Genomic DNA, 16195 nt, shown 5'->3' on the forward strand with positions numbered 1-16195 from the left:
TTCAACGCGATACACGAAGGCCCGGATGCCAATGGCATCCGGGCCTTCGTCGTTCCACCCGGGAGGTGAGAGACGTCGGCCGTCCGAGGGTGATCTCACCTTCGATTCTGTGAGACGCGGTTTCACCCGTTGAGGAACCGATGTTCACCAGATCGAAATAAAGAAGTCTGGGAAAAGGGTATGTGGATCATTTACGGTCGTTGAGACCCCCCCCGTCGATCCCCCCACCTCCGACGTCGCCTTGTGCACGCCGGTACTTGGAGACCCATGCCTTCCGTTGCTTCGCGCGTGGCCGCACGCCGTTTCTCGACCGCACTGAGCGCCGCTCTCGGCGTCGCCCTGCTCGGTTCCGCGATCGTTCCGCCTCCGGCGTCGGCGGCCGTCGGCTCGAAGGTGGTGATCAACGAGGCCTACCTGAAGGGCGGGAGCGCCGGCGCCTTCTTCAACCAGAAGTTCGTCGAGCTCTACAACGCGGGCGACACGGCGCAGGACCTCAGCGGGTGGTCGCTGCAGTACCGCAAGGACTCCAGTGTCGCGAAGGCCTCGGCTTCCAACACCCAGCAGCTCAGCGGCCTGATCGAACCCGGCGGGTACTTCCTGATCGGGCTGCCCGGCAACGGCACCACCGGTGCGGTACTCCCGGAGACCGACCTCACGAGCACGCTCAACCCCGGCGGGACGTCCGGCCAGCTCTTCCTCGCCAATGTCGCCGAGGCACTCGAGCTCCCGGGCGGATCCATCGCGGACTCGCGCGTCGTCGACTTCCTCGGATACGGCTCGGCGGTCAGCTTCGAGACGGCGCCCGCGACGGTCGCGGGCGGCACCACCACGCCCAACGCCCTCGTCCGCACCGACTTCGTCGACTCGAACGACAACTCCCTGGACTTCACCAACACCACGACGGTCACTCCGCAGGGTTCGGGCGCCGGCACGCCGAACCCCGACCCGTCGGGTTCGGCGTCGCCGTCCCCCTCGCCGTCCGCCACGGCGACGCAGGCGCCGCCGGTCACACCGGGCACGGTGATCCCGATCCGTGACATCCAGGGCACGGGTGCCACCACGCCCCTGGCCGAGCAGACCGTCACCACGCGCGGCATCGTGACCGCGGCCTACCCGACCGGCGGCTACAACGGCTTCTTCATCCAGACGCCAGGCACCGGTGGTGAGCTCGACGTCGCCGCGCACCGGGCGTCCGATGCGATCTTCGTCTACGGATCGGCCGCGACGGCGAAGGTCGCCGTCGGCCAGCACGTCGAGGTGACCGGCACGGCCAAGGAGTTCTCGGGCCAGACGCAGATCACCGCCGAGGCCTCCGGGGTGAGCGTGCTCACCGAGCAGGCCGCCGCCGTGCAGCCCGCGAAGATCACGTGGCCGAAGACCGACGAAGAGCGCGAGCGCTTCGAGGGCATGCTCCTCGCTCCGCAGGGTGACTTCACCGTCACGAACTCGTACTCGACCAACCAGTACGCCGAGGTGGGTGTCGCCGCCGGCGCCACGCCCCTGCGCACGCCCACCGATGTGGCCGTTCCCGACAGCCCCGAGTACGTCGCCGCCGTCGCCGACAACAAGGCCCGAGCCGTCGTGCTCGACGACGGAGCGTCGATCAACTTCCTGAGCGACGCCAACAAGGGCATCCCCCTGCCGTACGTGTCGCTGACGACCCCGGTGCGCGTCGGCGCCCCGGTGACGTTCACGAAGCCGGTGGTCCTCGATTACCGCAACAACGCCTGGAAGTTCCAGCCGACGCAGCAGCTGACGGTCGACAACGCCAAGGACGTACAGCCCGCGACCTTCGCGAACACCCGCACGAAGGCGCCCGCACCGGTCGGCGGCGACCTGAAGATCTCGAGCTTCAACGTGCTGAACTACTTCACCACCACCGCCGAGAGCGTCGGATGCACCTCGGTCTACAGGGACCGCGAGCAAAACCCGATCACGGCGGACACGTGCCCTGCCCCCGGCCCCCGCGGTGCGGCGAACGCGGAGAACCTTCAGCGCCAGCAGGACAAGATCGTCGCGGCGATCAACGGCCTCGGCGCCGACGTGGTCTCGCTCGAGGAGATCGAGAACTCGGCGAAGTTCGGCAAGAACCGCGACGCGGCGCTGTCGACCCTCGTCGGAGCCCTCAACGCGGCGCTCGGCTCCGAGCAGTGGGCGTTCGTCCCCTCGCCCGCGGCCCTGCCCGCGACGGAGGACGTCATCCGCACGGCCTTCATCTACAAGAAGGCCGTCGCCGCTCCCGTGGGAGAGAGCGTCATCCTCGACGACGCCGCCTTCCGCAACGCACGCCAGCCGCTCGCGCAGGCGTTCGCTCCGGTCGCGTTCCCGGATGCCAAGATCCTCGCGATCGTGAACCACTTCAAGTCGAAGGGCGACAGCAACCCTAAGGCGACGGGTGACAACGCCAACGGCATCCAGGGTGCTTTCAACGGCGACCGTGTGCGTCAGGCGGAGGCCCTCGGAAACTTCGCGAAGTCCCGCTCGGCCGCCGTCGGCACCGACGACGTGTTCCTGCTCGGTGACTTCAACTCCTACTCGCAGGAAGACCCGATCCAGAAGTTGCGCGACTTCGGCTTCGAGACGCTCGAGGCGGGTACGGGCAAGTATTCGTACTCCTTCAGCGGCCAGTCGGGCTCGCTCGACCACGTGCTGGCCTCGCCCTCGGCGCGTGAGCTGGTCACCGGCGCCGACATCTGGAACATCAATGCGGTGGAGGCCCTGGCCCTGGAGTACAGCCGTTTCAACTACAACGCGCTGAACTTCTACGACTCCTCGCCCTACCGTTCCAGCGACCACGATCCCGTGATCGTCGGCCTCGACCTGTCGCCGACCACCCAGGTCAACCTCATCGGCATCAACGACTTCCACGGTCGCATCGACGCCAACACGGTGCGGTTCGCCGGAACCGTGGAGCAGATCCGCGCGCAGTACGGCGAGAAGAACTCGCTCTTCATCTCGAACGGCGACAACATCGGCGCCTCGGTGTTCGCCTCGTCGTACTTCGGAGACAAGCCGACGATCGACGTCTTGAACGCGCTCGACCTGAAGGCTTCGGCCACGGGTAATCACGAGTTCGACAAGGGCGCCGACGACCTCACGGGGCGCGTCGAGGGCCTCGCGGACTTCCCCTACCTGGCCGCGAACGTCTTCAAGGACGGCAAGCCGCTCCTGCAGGAATACGCGATCTTCGAGGTCGACGGCGTGCGCGTCGGCGTGATCGGAGCCATCACGCAGTCGACTCCGACGCTGGTCACGCCCAGCGGCATCCAGGGAATCGAGTTCCGGGAGCCGGTCGCCGAGGTCAACCGCGTCGTCGCCGAGATCGACGACCAGGTCGATGTGATCGTCGCCCAGTACCACGAGGGTTCCGGCGCAGGCGAGAAGACGACGACGCTCGAGCAGGCCGTCGCGGCCGGTGGACCGTTCGCGAAGATCGTGACCGAGACCTCGCCCGAGGTGGATGCCATCTTCACCGGCCACACGCACCAGCTCTACGCATGGAACGCGCCGATTCCGGGCCGCGAGGGCACCCGCCCGATCGTCCAGACCGGCAATTACGGGGAGAACGTCGGTCAGATCGTGTTGAACGTCGACGCCGACGGTGACGTCGTCACCTCCTCCGCCCGCAACGTCGCTCGACTCGGGGGCAAGGACGCGGCCGTCAACACGGCGCTGGACGCGGAGCTCATCCGGACGTATCCGCGCGTCGCCGAGGTGAACGCGATCGTGACCGCGGCGCGTGCCGAGGCCGACGTGGTCGGACAGAAGGCGGTGGGGTCGGTGGGCGCAGACATCACGACGGCGTTCAGCGGTGGCTCGTACGTCGACGGTGTCTACACCGGCGGCACGCGCGGCGATCGTACGAAGCAATCGGCGCTCGGCGGTCTGGTCGCCGACGCTCTGCTCGACTCGCTCGATGATCCCGACCGCGGCGGTGCGGAGGTCTCGTTCGTCAACGCCGGTGGACTGCGCGACGAGCTGCTCTACGGCTCGGACGGCGTCGTCACGCTCGCCAAGGCGAACGCTGTCCTCCCGTTCCTGAACAACCTGTGGACGACCACCCTCACCGGTGATCAGCTGCGGCAGGTGCTCGAGCAGCAGTGGGGTGACTTCTCGCGGCGCACGGACAACGCCAACCTATCGCTCGGCGTCTCCGAGAATCTCCGGTACACGTACGACGCGTCGCTCCCGGCCGGCCAGCGCATCACCGGTCTCTGGATCGACGGTGTGGCGGTCGACCCCACGAAGGGATATCGCGTCGGTTCGTTCAACTTCCTGCTCGGCGGCGGCGACAGCTTCTCGGTCTTCGCGCAGGGCACGGACACCCGTGACTCCGGCCTGATCGACCGCGACGCGTGGATCCGGTATCTCACCGACAACCCCGGCCTGACCCCGGACTTCACCGCCCGTGGTGTGCAGGTGTCGGGCTCCACGACGGCCGCCCCGGGTACCGACCTCACGGTGACGGTGTCGAACCTCAACCTCACGTCGCTGGGTGCGCCGGAGAACACGACCCTCGAGGCCTCCTTCGGGGCCGAGGTCGCGTCGACCCGCCTCGCCCTGTTCGCCGCTCCGACGGCGCGGGTCGCGGCTCTCGCGGCTCCGTCGGCGACGAGCGTCCCGGTTGTGAACGGGTCCGCGACCCTCACCGTGGGCGTGCCCGCGGACGCCGCCGGAACCCTGCAGCTGCGCCTGACGGCGCAGCCCACCGGCACCGAGGTCGTCGTCCCCGTGACGGTCGCTGCCGCCGGTGACGGCGTCGGCACCCCCGGCGACGGTGCGGGCCAGGGCCAGGGCCAGGGCCAGGGCCAGGGCGGTTCCGGTTCGGGCGCCCTGCCGACCACCGGCACCGACACGGCGTGGATGGGTGCGGGCGTGCTCGCCGCCCTCGCGCTGCTGGGTCTGGGTCTGGTGGCCCGCCGACGGGCGACGCGCCAGGCCGACTGACGAGTGAGAAAGACGGGACCCCGGATGCCACGGCATCCGGGGTCCCGTCTTTTCACGTGGAGCGCGGGGGAGCGGTCGAGGCGCGGACGACCAGGCGCGTATCCGCCTCGGTACGCCACGCGGGTTGATCGTCCGTTCCCTCGATCATCGAGAGCAGCATGCGGGTCGCTTCGACGCCCTGTGCCTGCGGGAACTGCTCGATCGTGGTGAGCGAGAACATCTCGGCGTAGTCGTGACCGTCGATCCCGACGACGCTGAGCTCGGTGGGCACCGAGATGCCCATGCGGCGCGCGGCGATGATGACGCCGATGGCGACCTCGTCGCAGGCGGCGACGACGCCCGTCGGACGCGATGCCGCATCGGCCAGGAACGACGCCGCGGCCGCGTAGGCATCGGTGATCGTGAGGGTGGAGGGGACGCTTCGGATACGCACGGCGAGGCCGTGGTCGTTCATCGCGTTGCGGTACCCGATCGAGCGTTCGTCGACGTCTTTCGCGGGGGCGTCGCTGCGAGGGGTACTGCCGACGAAAGCGATATCGGTGTGACCGAGCGCGATGAGGTGCTGCGTGATGATTCGCGTGATGGCGACGTTGTCGAGGCCGAGGGTGGGCACTCCGCTCAGAGCGTTGCCGATGCTCACCACGGGCTTGCCGATGTTCGCCAGGCGCTCGAGGTCGGCGTCGTCGGGCTCGAGGGCGACGGCGATGATGCCGTCGAAGCGCTTTCGGGCGAGGTACGTGGAGTACAGACTCTCGCGGTCGTTCGAGCCCGGCTCGGCGACGTACAGGGTGACGTCGTAGCCGAGGGGGATCAGGGTGCGTTCCACGCCCTCGACGATCGAGCCGAAGTACCAGCGGTTGACCTTCGGGACGATCAGGGCAATCGTGCGCGTGCGCCCGGTCGCGAGGCTCACCGCGCTCGTCGAGGGCACATAGCCGAGTGATGCCGCAGCGTCGGTGACGCGTTGGCGCGTTCCGTCGGAGACGTAGCCGCCGCCCGTGAGAGCGCGGCTCGCCGTCGACTTGGACACGCCTGCCAGGCGTGCCACATCGGCGATTCCGCTCATGCCCTGATCTCCTCGTGATGCGTCGACGTCCGTGTCGACGTCGGAAAGAGTATCCGAGAATCCCACAAAGTGGAACCGGTCCCGGCCCGATATGCCGGGCGAGAGCCGCGTCTTTCCGCTAGTTATCGGTTCGTGACCTGAGGCTGGTTGCAAGTCTTCGGGATTGCCTCTACGGTTGCGTGGAATCGGTTCCCGACGGGACCCGGTGCACCAAGACACTCAAAGAGGAGAGACCACATGGGTATGTCACAGCGGTATCGGCTGCTTGCGCCCGTCGGACTGTTGGCGGTCGGTGCGATCGCTCTCGCTGGATGCGCGGAGGGCGACAGCGGCGGCTCCGGAGCTTCGGGAGAAACGACCGTCCGCATCTCCGGTGGCATCACCGGTAGCGAGGCCGACCTGCTGAACCAGTCGTTCGACCAGTTCACCAAGGACACCGGCATCAAGGTCGTCTACACCGGCGACAAGAGCTTCGAGGGGAACATCGTCACCAAGGTGACCGGTGGCGACGCCCCCGACATCGCTATCGTTCCCCAGCCGGGTCTGCTCAAGACCCTCATCGGCACGGGCGACGTGAAGAAGGCGTCCGACACCGTGTCGTCGAACGTCGACCAGTACTGGGGCGAGGACTGGAAGTCCTACGGCAGCGAGGACGGCACCTTCTACGCCGCCCCGATGCTCGCCAACCTCAAGGGCTACGTCTGGTACTCGCCGGCGAAGTTCAAGGAGTGGGGCGTCGAGGTCCCCAAGACCCTCGACGAGCTCATGACCCTCACGGCGACGATCCAGCAGAAGACGGGCGCAGCCCCCTGGTGCGCAGGCTTCGCCTCGGGCGATGCGTCGGGGTGGCCCGGAACCGACTGGATCGAGGACATGGTCCTTCGCCAGTCCGGCGCCGACGTCTACGACAAGTGGGTCGCGAACGAGGTCAAGTTCACCGACGCCCCGATCAAGGAGGCCTTCGAGGCCACCGGCAAGATCCTCCTGAACCCGTCGTACGTCAACGCCGGCTTCGGCGACGTCAAGAGCATCAACTCGGTCGCCTTCGCCGACGTGGCCGCCAAGGTCGCCGACGGCAGCTGCCCGATGACGCACCAGGCCTCGTTCCTGTCGTCGAACTTCCTCACGGTCAAGAACGCCGCCGGCCAGACGCCGACGGTCGCTCCCGACGGTGACGTCTACGCGTTCCTGCTCCCCGGCGTGACCGAGGGCAACCTCGCGGTCGAGGGCGGCGGCGAGTTCGTCACCACCTTCTCCGACGACGCGAACGTCCAGAAGGTCGCCGAGTTCATGTCGACGCCCGACTTCGCCAACGCCCGCGTCAAGCTCGGCGGCGTGATCTCGGCCAACAAGGGCGCTGACCCCTCGCTCGCTTCGAGCGAGTTCCTGCAGGAGGCCATGAAGGTCGTGCAGGACCCGAGCACCACGCTGCGTTTCGACGCGTCGGACCTCATGCCGGCCACCGTCGGTTCGGGCTCGTTCTGGAAGGGCATGGTCAGCTGGATCGACGGTACGCCGACGGACCAGGTGCTGAGCGACATCCAGACCGGCTACAACAACTAACGCACTACCGCACCACCGATGGGCCGCCCGCCACGCGGGTGGCCCATCCGGGGTCCATACTTCTATTCCGCCCGCACGCACCACACGGGCACTCATTGATGAGCACGAAGGCGTGTTCGGGAGGGACGTCATGACCGATATCAAGAACGCGGAGAAGGCGCCGACGGCGTCACCTCCGCCGGGCGGACGAGCCGAGCGTCGCACGCGCGGCTCCGGCGCACGCAATCGGACCACGCTGCTCGTGGTCCTCGTAGGGCTCATCCTGGCGGTGGCGCTCTTCCTCTTCATGGTCACGCGGGCACCCGCCGAGACCAAGCCGACCACCCTGGGCTTCAGCCTGAACAGCTTCTTCATCTGGCTCGGCGGACTCAGCCCCCTCGTCCAGATCCCGCTCGTCGTCGTCGCTTTCGGTGCCGTGGTGGGACTGCTGCTGCTCCTCATCGAGTACGCGCCGCGCTCCGGCAAGGGCTACTTCTGGCTGCGGCTCATCGCGTGCTTCGGCATCCCGGTGCTGGCATTCATGCTGCTGCGCCCGTACCAGAACGCCGTCGTCTACGTCCTCGGTATCGCGATCCTGCTCGGCGCGGTCCTGTTCTACGCCGACTACCGCTCACGCCAGGGTGCGGGATACCTCTTCCAGCTGATCCTCTTCGCGGCCCCCGCATCGATCCTCCTGCTGATCGGCCTCGTCTACCCGGCCATCACCACCTTCTTCCAGTCGTTCTTCGACAAGACCGGTGACAACTTCGTCGGTCTCGAGAACTACATCTGGACCTTCACGAACCCCGAGGGGTTCTGGTCGGTGATCAACACGCTCATCTGGGTGCTCCTGGCCCCGACCATCGCCACGGCCATCGGTCTGGCGTACGCCGTCTTCATCGACCGCGCGGCGGGGGAGAAGTACCTGAAGGTGCTCATCTTCATGCCGTTCGCGATCTCGTTCGTCGGCGCCGGCATCATCTGGAAGTTCGTCTACGACTTCCGTCAGGGCGACCAGATCGGTGTGCTGAACGCGGTGGTCACGGCCTTCGGCGGGCAACCGGTCTCGTGGCTCGCGGCGTCGCCGTTGATCAACACGCTGTTGCTCGTCGTCGTCTTCATCTGGAGCCAGACGGGGCTGGCGATGGTCATCCTGTCGGCTGCCATCAAGGCCGTGCCGCCGGAGCAGAACGAGGCGGCCGAACTCGACGGAGCCAGCGCCTGGGAGCGTTTCATCAACGTCACCGTTCCCGGCATCCGCTCCTCGCTGATCGTGGTGCTCACCACGATCGCCATCGGCGCGCTGAAGATCTACGACATCGTCGCCGTCATGACGGGCGGACGAAACGACTCGACGGTGCTCGCCTTCGAGATGGTCAACCAGCAGCAGCGTTTCCAGAGCTACGGGCACTCCGCGGCGTTGGCCGTGGTGCTGTTCATCTTCGTGCTGCCGCTGATCATCTTCAACGTCCGCCAGATCCGGAAGCAGAGGGAAGTGCGATGACCACCTCGACCGTGGTGATCGAACCCACCACCGACACACGCTCCGCACGCCAGGTCGCTCGCGACACGCGTAAGCACGAGGCCATGGCGCGCAAGCGCCTGACGTCGAAGGGCGCCACGATCGCGGCCATCGTGATCGCCTTCTTCTGGACGATTCCGACGTTCGGTCTGTTCATCACCTCGTTCCGACCGGGTTCCGACACCCAGTCGTCCGGGTGGTGGACGGTGTTCACCGACCCGTCGTTCACGCTGGAGAACTACCGCCTCGCGCTGACCTCGGGCGGGACCGCGTTGACGTTGGCGCAGTCCTTCCTCAACTCGCTCGCGATCACCATCCCGGTGGTGCTGTTCGCCCTCGCCGTCGCCTCGCTCATCGCCTATGCGTTCGCGTGGATCGACTTCAAGGGACGCAACTTCTTCTTCATCTTCATCTTCGCGCTGCAGATCGTGCCGCTGCAGATGGCCCTCGTGCCGCTGCTCAGCCTGTTCTCGCGCGGACTGACCATCAACGAGGTCACGATCTTCCCGGGTTTCGACCTGCGCGGTGTGGAGCACAGCTTCGCGACCGTGTGGATCGCGCACGTGATCTTCGCGATGCCGCTGGCGATCTTCCTGCTGCACAACTTCATCGCCGAGATCCCCGCCGAGGTCATCGAGGCGGCGCGCGTGGACGGTGCCGGCCACGGACAGATCTTCTTCCGACTGATCCTGCCGCTGGCCGCTCCCGCTCTCGCCTCGTTCGCGGTGCTCGAGTTCATCTGGGTGTGGAACGACCTGCTCGTGGCGACGATCTTCGCACCGTCGTCCTCGTTGCCACTGACCCAATCGTTGAACTCGTTGTCGGGGACCTGGGGCGACCAGTGGTTCCTGCAGTCCGCGGGAACATTCATCTCGATCCTGGTTCCACTCATCGTGTTCTTCCTGCTGCAGCGCTTCTTCGTGCGCGGTCTGCTGGCCGGAGCCACGAAGGGCTGAGCCCGTCTCGACCGAAGGGGCGCGGCATCCGGAGGGGTGTCGCGCCCCTTCGTCGTTCCCCGGCCCGCGCGCCGGTACCCACGCATAAACGCGATCCACACGTGGAAACGCGAGGAGCGCGCGTTTGTGCGTGCGGATCGCGTTTCTGCGTGAGGGGTGGGGAGCGGATGCCGTGCGGCGGACGGACGTGGGCGAGGGGCGTGGCGGGCGGGCCGGCGCGCGACCGCGGAGGGGGAACGGCGACCGCGGGGGCGGATGACCGCACTCCCTACGCATAAACGCGATCCACACGCGGAAACGCGAGGAGAGCGCGTTTCTGCGTGCAGATCGCGTTTATGCGTGAGGGGTGGGGAGCGGATGCCGCGCGGCGGACGGCCGTGGGCGAGGGGCCGCGGGGGTCAGGCGCTGCACGCGAGACGCGACTGGATGTCGCGCATCGCGTCGAGCTCGGCCGACTGGCCTGTCACGATCGCACCGGCGACCTCCTTGACGCGGGCATCGGTGCCGAGCTCGATGACGGCCTGCGCCATGGGGATCGCTCCCTCGTGGTGGCGGATCATCAGGTCGAGGAACAGACAGTCCGCCGGGCGCCCCTCGTCGCTGCGCAGCTCATCGAGCTGGGCGTCGGTGGCCATGCCCATCTCGGCGAGCAACTGCTCCTGCGTGAGCGCGGCGGTGTCGCCGTGGCTGTGTTCGCCCGACTTCTCCATCCACGTCATCAGCGGCTGACTCGAAGACTGGGGCAGGCCCCACTGCACCAGCCACCCGTACATCTCGCCGCGCTGACCCGACTGGGCGGTGGCGATGTCGTACGAGAGGGTGCGCAGCTCGTCGTCGTCGGTCTTGCGGTAGATCTCCATCGCCATGAGCACGGCCTGCGTGTGGTGCACCTGCATGTCGCGCGCGAAACCGGCCTCGGCCGAGTTCTCACCCGGGTGCGCGGGCGCTGCCGTCGCGCCGAACGCGGTGAAGCGGCCGACCGCGAAGGCGACGGCGATCACCGCGACGGCGACGAGGGCGACGACGACCCAGCGGACCGTGGGGCGAGCGACCGGGGCGTCGTCGGTCATCAGGCCTTGCCCGGACCGTTGACGCCTCCCGAGCACGCGGCGTTCGGCTCGGGGGCGTTCTGGCTGCGCCAGAACTCGGTGAAGAACTCCGCGATGCGCGGGTCGGTCGGGTCATCGAGCTTCAACTGGTGGTTCCACGCGCTGACCGCGACCGGGGTGTCCATGCCGGGGTAGGGCGAGAGAAGGGCGTAGCTCGAGGGCATGACGGCCTTGAGGGCGTCGATGCCGGCCTGGTCGACACGCTCCGGGTCGTAGGTGATCCACACGGCGCCGTGCTCCATCGAGTGCACTGCGTTCTCGTTCTGCTGCGGCTCGGTGTAGATGCCGCAGTTGAGCCAGATCGGGTTGTGCGGGCCACCGGCGGGCGGGTTCTGCTCGTAGGTCACGGCACCTTGCACGTGATCGGAGCGGTTCTCGAACGTCTGCACACCGCTGATCTCGCGGCCGGTGCTGTTGCCCGCCTGGTAGCTGGTGGGGGGAGCGGGGGCGAAGGCGAAGGATGCCACGACGAGGCCGATCACCGCGACGGCGGCCGTGGAACCCACGACCCACCACACGAGCTTGCCGCGCTTACGCTTCGCGACCTGCTTCTGGTACTCGGCCAGCTTCTCTTGACGCTTCTGCTCACGCTGCTGCTTGACGGTGAGGTCGATCTGGGCCTGCTTGGCGGGGTTGCCGCTGGCTCGCTTGTCGGAGGGGGAGGTCATGCGCTGTGTTCTGTCTCTCTTCGGGGCGGGACACATCGGCAGCCGCCGACGTCCCCAGCCTATGCGGGTGAATGGGCCGATGGCCTGGGAGGAACCCGCGAGCTCGGGATGGTGGCGTGCGGGTGGTCGCGGTAGTATGACGATGTCGAATCGATTCGAGGTTCGACGATCCCCCCTCTTTTCTCAGCCCGATTCCATCGGGCTGTCCGTGTTGCGAAACGAAATCAAACGCGTGCTCGATACTGCCTCCCACCCCGTCATCCCCTCGTCGCCCCGCTCGCCGCAGACGAACACCGGCGCCATCCGCGCGATCGGCAAGAACCCCGCCACCGCCCCGATCGTGCTCCACCCGGGCGACGCCATCCCCGCCTCCCGCCGCCTGCTGTACATCCTGGTGCTCGGCGCGCTCACAGCCCTCGGCCCGTTCACGATCGACCTCTACCTGCCGGCGTTCCCCGTGCTTGAGGCCGACTTCCAGACGACCGCGGCGGCGATCCAGCTCACGCTCACCGGCACCATGATCGGCTTCGCGCTGGGCCAGCTCATCGTGGGCCCGCTCAGCGACAAGGTCGGCCGTCGCCTTCCCCTGCTCTCGGTCACCGCTCTGCATGTGGCCGCGAGTATCTTCGCCGCCTCGGCGCCGACGCTCGAGACCCTCTCGATCGCGCGCGTGCTCATGGGTGCGGGTGCCGCCGCAGGCGGTGTCGTGGCCGCGGCCATCATCCGCGACCTGTTCGGCGGTCGCCGGCTCGTCGTGATGCTCTCGCGCATGGCCATGGTCTCGGGCGTCGCGCCCGTGCTGGCGCCCCTCGCCGGCTCCGCTCTGCTGCTGGTGATGAACTGGCGCGGCATCTTCGTCGTCCTCGCCGTCTACGGCGCCGTCATGCTCGTCTCGGCGATCCTGTTCGTACCCGAGACCCTTCCGCCGGCTCGCCGCGGCGGACCCGGTGCCACGACCGTCTGGCAGCGCTACGCGAGCGTGTTCCGCGACCGCGTCTTCATCGGGGTGCTCATCATCGGTGCGATGACCTTCAGCGGGCTGTTCTCGTACCTGTCGGCATCCTCGTTCCTCTTCCAGGTGACCTACCAGTTCAGCGCGCAGGGCTACGGCGTGCTGTTCGCCGCGAACTCCATCGGCGTCGTCGTCGGCGTGCAGGTGGCCTCGCGCCTCGCCGCCCGGTTCGGGCCGCAGTGGGTGCTGGCCGTCTCGACAGCGGTGCTCGTGCTCGCGGGCGGTGCCATCGTGCTGACCGACCAGCTGGGCCTCGGACTGTGGGGCACGATCGTGCCGCTGTTCTTCTTCATGACCGCGTGCGGATTCACGTTCCCGTGCGCCCAGGTGCTCGCCCTCGACCGCCACGGCAAGGCCGCGGGAACCGCGCAGTCGATCATCGGTGCGGCGAACTTCGGCGTGGCCGGGATCATCTCGCCGCTGGTCGGTCTGCTCGCCACCGGTTCGGGAATCACCGCGACGACCATGGCCTCGGTCATGCTCGGCTGCGCGGTCATCGGCGTGCTGTCGCTGTGGCTGCTCGTGCGTCCGCGCACGGTGGAGCGCCTCGCGCCCTGACCAGCCTCGCCAGCCGGTCGGCGGCGCGCACATTACCAGGTCGGTCCCGGGGGTTCGCTCCCGGGACCGACCCATTCCCCCGTCGCCGCCGAGGCGGCATCATGAGGCGATGGATGCCTCCGCGATCGACGATGTGCTGGACACGCGCCCGCAGCGATTCCGTGCGACGGTGGGCGTGGTGTGCATCGCCCTCGCGTGCGCGCTCGGCGCATGGGTGTTCTTCCGCGGGCCGAGTCCGTTCGCGCTCGACGTGTGGTGGAACCAGCTCTTCGCGTCGTCGCCGTCCCAGCCGCTGCTGATCTTCTCGATCGTGATGGACACGGTCGGGGGTCATCTCACCGCCGTCGTGATCGTGCCGGTCCTGGGTGCTCTGGCACTCTTCCTCTCGCGTAGGCGATGGTCGGCGCTGTACTTCCTGACCGCCTCGGTGGGCAGCGCTCTGCTCGTGCAGGTCGTCAAGCACACGTTCGGCCGCGCGCGACCGGAAGACATCCTCATCATCAGCGATTACGGATCGTTCCCCTCGGGGCACACGGCCAACGCGGCGACCATCGCGGTGGTCGCCGCCGTGCTCTTTCCCGCGTTCTGGGTACGGATCGTGGGGGTGGCGTGGGTGGTGCTGATGGCGTTCAGTCGCACGTACCTGCACGCGCACTGGCTCTCGGACACCGCGGGTGGAGCGCTCATCGGCGCCGGTGCCGCCCTCGTCCTGGCGGCGGCGTTCTCGCGTCTGCGCGCCCGCGACGAAGACCGACTGGCGATTCGCAAGACACGCGAAGCGGATGCCAGAGCATCGGCCCAGTCGTAGGCTGTCGCGCATGAGCGAGCCCGGCGACGCGCCCTCCGTTTCCGTCGAAGATTCATCAGCGGCCGATGCCGAGGTCGCGCGTCTGCGCGCCGAGGCCGACGCGGCCGAAGCCGAGCTCCGGCTGGCGCGCGCTCGCGCCGACCTCGCTGCTGCTGAGGCGGCCGCTGCGGCGGCGCGTGCTCGTGCGGCGGGTGCGGCAGCGCCCGGCCCCGCGCCGGTCGTGCCGCCGGAGGAGCGGTCGGCGACGACCCCCGCGTCGACCGACCACGCCGCGGCGTCGACGCCCCCCGACGCGGCCCCGGCCCCGGCCCCGGCCTCGACTCCCATCTCGTCCGTCGACGGCCCCCTCTCCGCCGCGCAGATCGCCGAGATCGCCGCCGGATACGCCGCCACCGGCGCAACCCTCGACCTGGGCGTGCTCGTGAACGGCGGGCCGGTGGAATCCGTACCCGTACGTATTCCCCTCGCGATGACGAACCGCCACGGTCTCGTGGCCGGCGCGACGGGAACGGGTAAGACACGCACGCTGCAGCTGCTCGCGGAGCAGCTGTCCGAGAACGGCGTGCCGGTGTTCGCCGCCGACATCAAGGGCGATCTGTCGGGGTTGGCCGCCGAGGGCGTCTCGAGCGAGAAGCTCCTCGCGCGCACCGCCGCTCTCGGCCAGGACTGGTCGGCGCGATCGTTCCCGACGGAGTTCTTCGCCCTCGGCGACGACGTGGGGTCGGGCATTCCGGTGCGAGCGACGGTGTCGGGTTTCGGCCCCCTGCTGCTGAGCCGTGTGCTCGGTCTCAACCCGACCCAGGAGTCGAGCCTCGGCCTCGTCTTCCACTACGCCGACGAGAAGGGACTGGCGCTCGTCGACCTGTCCGACCTGCGCACGGTGCTGACCTACCTCACGAGCGAAGAGGGCAAGCCGGAGCTGAAGGGCATCGGCGGGCTCTCGGCGGCGACGGCGGGCGTCATCCTCCGGGAGCTGGTGGCTTTCGCCGCCGTCGGCGCCGACACCTTCTTCGGTGAGCCCGAGCTCGACGTCTCGGTGTTCTTGAGGACGGATGCCGCGGGCGCGGGCATCGTGAGCTTGCTCGAGGTGCCCAACGTCGCGGCGCGGCCCCAGCTGTACTCGACGTTCCTCATGTACCTGCTCGCGGAGCTGTACGAGGCCCTCCCCGAGGTGGGCGATCTCGACAAGCCCAAGCTCGTGTTCTTCTTCGACGAGGCGCACCTGCTGTTCCGGGACGCGTCGAAGGCGTTTCTCGAGGCGATCACCCAGACCGTGCGGCTGATCCGCTCGAAGGGCGTCGGCGTCTTCTTCGTCACTCAGACGCCGAAGGACGTTCCCGGCGACGTGCTCGCGCAGCTCGGCTCGCGGGTGCAGCACGCTCTGCGTGCTTTCACCCCCGACGACGCCACGGCCCTGCGAGCCTCTGTGCGCACCTACCCCGACTCGGGTTACGACCTCGAGCGGGTCCTCCAGGAGCTCGGGACGGGCGAGGCGATCATCACCGTGATGAGCGAACGCGGGGCGCCCACCCCGGTCGCGTGGACGCGGATCTTCGCGCCGCGTGCGTCGATGTCGCCCCTCCCCGCCGAGGCGATGGCGTCGGCGGTGTCGGCATCCCCCCTCTTCTCCGCCTACGGAACGCCGATCGATCGCGAGTCGGCACGCGAGATCCTCGGTGCGCGCATGCAGGCGGCGACCGAGGCGAAGGACGCGGCGGAGCGGGCGAAGAAAGAGGCCGCGGACGCCGCCGAGTACGCCAAGCAGAAAGCGGCGATCGACAAGGCCAACGCCGAAGCGCAGAAGAAGGCGCAGCGCGAGTACGAGCGGATCCTCAAGAGCACCGCGGCTCCGCGCTCTCGCACCGCCACACCGACCGCCGGACTGGACGGCCTGCTCGGGCGCGGGGCGACCAAGAGCATCGTCAACGGGGTCATTCGCGGACTGTTCGGCAACGGGCGGCGCCGCTAGCTCCCCATCGACGACGAGACGGGATCGGATGCCGGTCA

10 protein-coding genes are annotated in these 16195 nt (G+C 68.2%); 7 read left to right on the forward strand and 3 right to left on the reverse strand.

What is annotated here, in order from left to right; genetic code table 11:
* Positions 1-267: 267 nt before the first annotated feature.
* A complete protein-coding gene (locus AB6V29_RS05350; protein ID WP_369357405.1) occupies positions 268-4947 on the forward strand; it encodes an ExeM/NucH family extracellular endonuclease in 4680 nt (1559 codons plus the stop codon).
* 52 nt (positions 4948-4999) lie between these two features.
* Here the strand turns inward: AB6V29_RS05350 and AB6V29_RS05355 are convergent, their stop codons facing one another.
* A complete protein-coding gene (locus tag AB6V29_RS05355) occupies positions 5000-6013 on the reverse strand; it encodes a LacI family DNA-binding transcriptional regulator (RefSeq protein WP_267787864.1) in 1014 nt (337 codons plus the stop codon).
* Positions 6014-6250: 237 nt separating this feature from the next.
* Here AB6V29_RS05355 and AB6V29_RS05360 point away from each other — a divergent pair, with 237 nt between their 5' ends.
* The 3 genes from AB6V29_RS05360 to AB6V29_RS05370 all read left to right on the forward strand — a co-directional run bounded on the left by AB6V29_RS05360 (position 6251) and on the right by AB6V29_RS05370 (position 10033).
* The gene (locus tag AB6V29_RS05360) at positions 6251-7576 is read left to right on the forward strand and encodes an ABC transporter substrate-binding protein (RefSeq protein WP_210073361.1); all 1326 of its coding nucleotides are present in this window, start codon (positions 6251-6253) and stop codon (positions 7574-7576) included.
* A gap of 130 nt (positions 7577-7706) precedes the next feature.
* Complete coding sequence (locus AB6V29_RS05365; protein WP_307312966.1) at positions 7707-9059, forward strand: carbohydrate ABC transporter permease; 1353 nt, start codon at positions 7707-7709, stop codon at positions 9057-9059.
* Entirely contained in the window at positions 9056-10033 is a 978-nt protein-coding gene (locus AB6V29_RS05370) for a carbohydrate ABC transporter permease (protein ID WP_210073363.1), read from the forward strand. The genes AB6V29_RS05365 and AB6V29_RS05370 overlap by 4 nt, the downstream gene beginning before the upstream one ends.
* A gap of 398 nt (positions 10034-10431) precedes the next feature.
* On the opposite strand, the gene AB6V29_RS05375 is transcribed toward AB6V29_RS05370, so the two are convergent.
* Together AB6V29_RS05375 and AB6V29_RS05380 are read right to left on the reverse strand one after the other, a co-directional pair.
* Positions 10432-11103: a DUF305 domain-containing protein gene (locus tag AB6V29_RS05375; RefSeq protein WP_307312964.1), complete on the reverse strand. Its 672-nt coding sequence runs from the start codon at positions 11101-11103 to the stop codon at positions 10432-10434.
* Positions 11103-11810, reverse strand: a complete 708-nt coding sequence (locus tag AB6V29_RS05380) for a DUF3105 domain-containing protein (RefSeq protein ID WP_307312963.1) — start codon at positions 11808-11810, stop codon at positions 11103-11105. The genes AB6V29_RS05375 and AB6V29_RS05380 overlap by 1 nt, the downstream gene beginning before the upstream one ends.
* 232 nt (positions 11811-12042) lie before the next feature.
* On the opposite strand from AB6V29_RS05380, the gene AB6V29_RS05385 reads away from it, so the two are divergent.
* From AB6V29_RS05385 to AB6V29_RS05395, 3 genes are all read left to right on the forward strand, one after another.
* Positions 12043-13380 carry a multidrug effflux MFS transporter gene (locus tag AB6V29_RS05385; RefSeq protein ID WP_210073369.1) on the forward strand — a complete coding sequence of 446 codons (1338 nt, stop codon included), beginning with the start codon at positions 12043-12045 and terminating at the stop codon, positions 13378-13380.
* A gap of 109 nt (positions 13381-13489) precedes the next feature.
* Positions 13490-14188: a phosphatase PAP2 family protein gene (locus AB6V29_RS05390; protein WP_369357409.1), complete on the forward strand. Its 699-nt coding sequence runs from the start codon at positions 13490-13492 to the stop codon at positions 14186-14188.
* A gap of 10 nt (positions 14189-14198) precedes the next feature.
* The gene (locus AB6V29_RS05395; RefSeq protein WP_369357410.1) at positions 14199-16157 is read left to right on the forward strand and encodes a helicase HerA-like domain-containing protein; all 1959 of its coding nucleotides are present in this window, start codon (positions 14199-14201) and stop codon (positions 16155-16157) included.
* Positions 16158-16195: the final 38 nt, after the last annotated feature.

Source organism: Microbacterium sp. 20-116 (assembly GCF_041079415.1).
Taxonomy (GTDB): domain Bacteria; phylum Actinomycetota; class Actinomycetes; order Actinomycetales; family Microbacteriaceae; genus Microbacterium.

Bases quoted from the DNA above. Each gene is read 5' to 3' on its own strand.
- AB6V29_RS05350 (WP_369357405.1), top strand. From the start codon at position 268: ATGCCTTCCGTTGCTTCGCGCGTGGCCGCACGCCGTTTCTCGACCGCA.
- AB6V29_RS05355 (WP_267787864.1), bottom strand. From the start codon at position 6,013: ATGAGCGGAATCGCCGATGTGGCACGCCTGGCAGGCGTGTCCAAGTCG.
- AB6V29_RS05360 (WP_210073361.1), top strand. From the start codon at position 6,251: ATGGGTATGTCACAGCGGTATCGGCTGCTTGCGCCCGTCGGACTGTTG.
- AB6V29_RS05365 (WP_307312966.1), top strand. From the start codon at position 7,707: ATGACCGATATCAAGAACGCGGAGAAGGCGCCGACGGCGTCACCTCCG.
- AB6V29_RS05370 (WP_210073363.1), top strand. From the start codon at position 9,056: ATGACCACCTCGACCGTGGTGATCGAACCCACCACCGACACACGCTCC.
- AB6V29_RS05375 (WP_307312964.1), bottom strand. From the start codon at position 11,103: ATGACCGACGACGCCCCGGTCGCTCGCCCCACGGTCCGCTGGGTCGTC.
- AB6V29_RS05380 (WP_307312963.1), bottom strand. From the start codon at position 11,810: ATGACCTCCCCCTCCGACAAGCGAGCCAGCGGCAACCCCGCCAAGCAG.
- AB6V29_RS05390 (WP_369357409.1), top strand. From the start codon at position 13,490: ATGGATGCCTCCGCGATCGACGATGTGCTGGACACGCGCCCGCAGCGA.
- AB6V29_RS05395 (WP_369357410.1), top strand. From the start codon at position 14,199: ATGAGCGAGCCCGGCGACGCGCCCTCCGTTTCCGTCGAAGATTCATCA.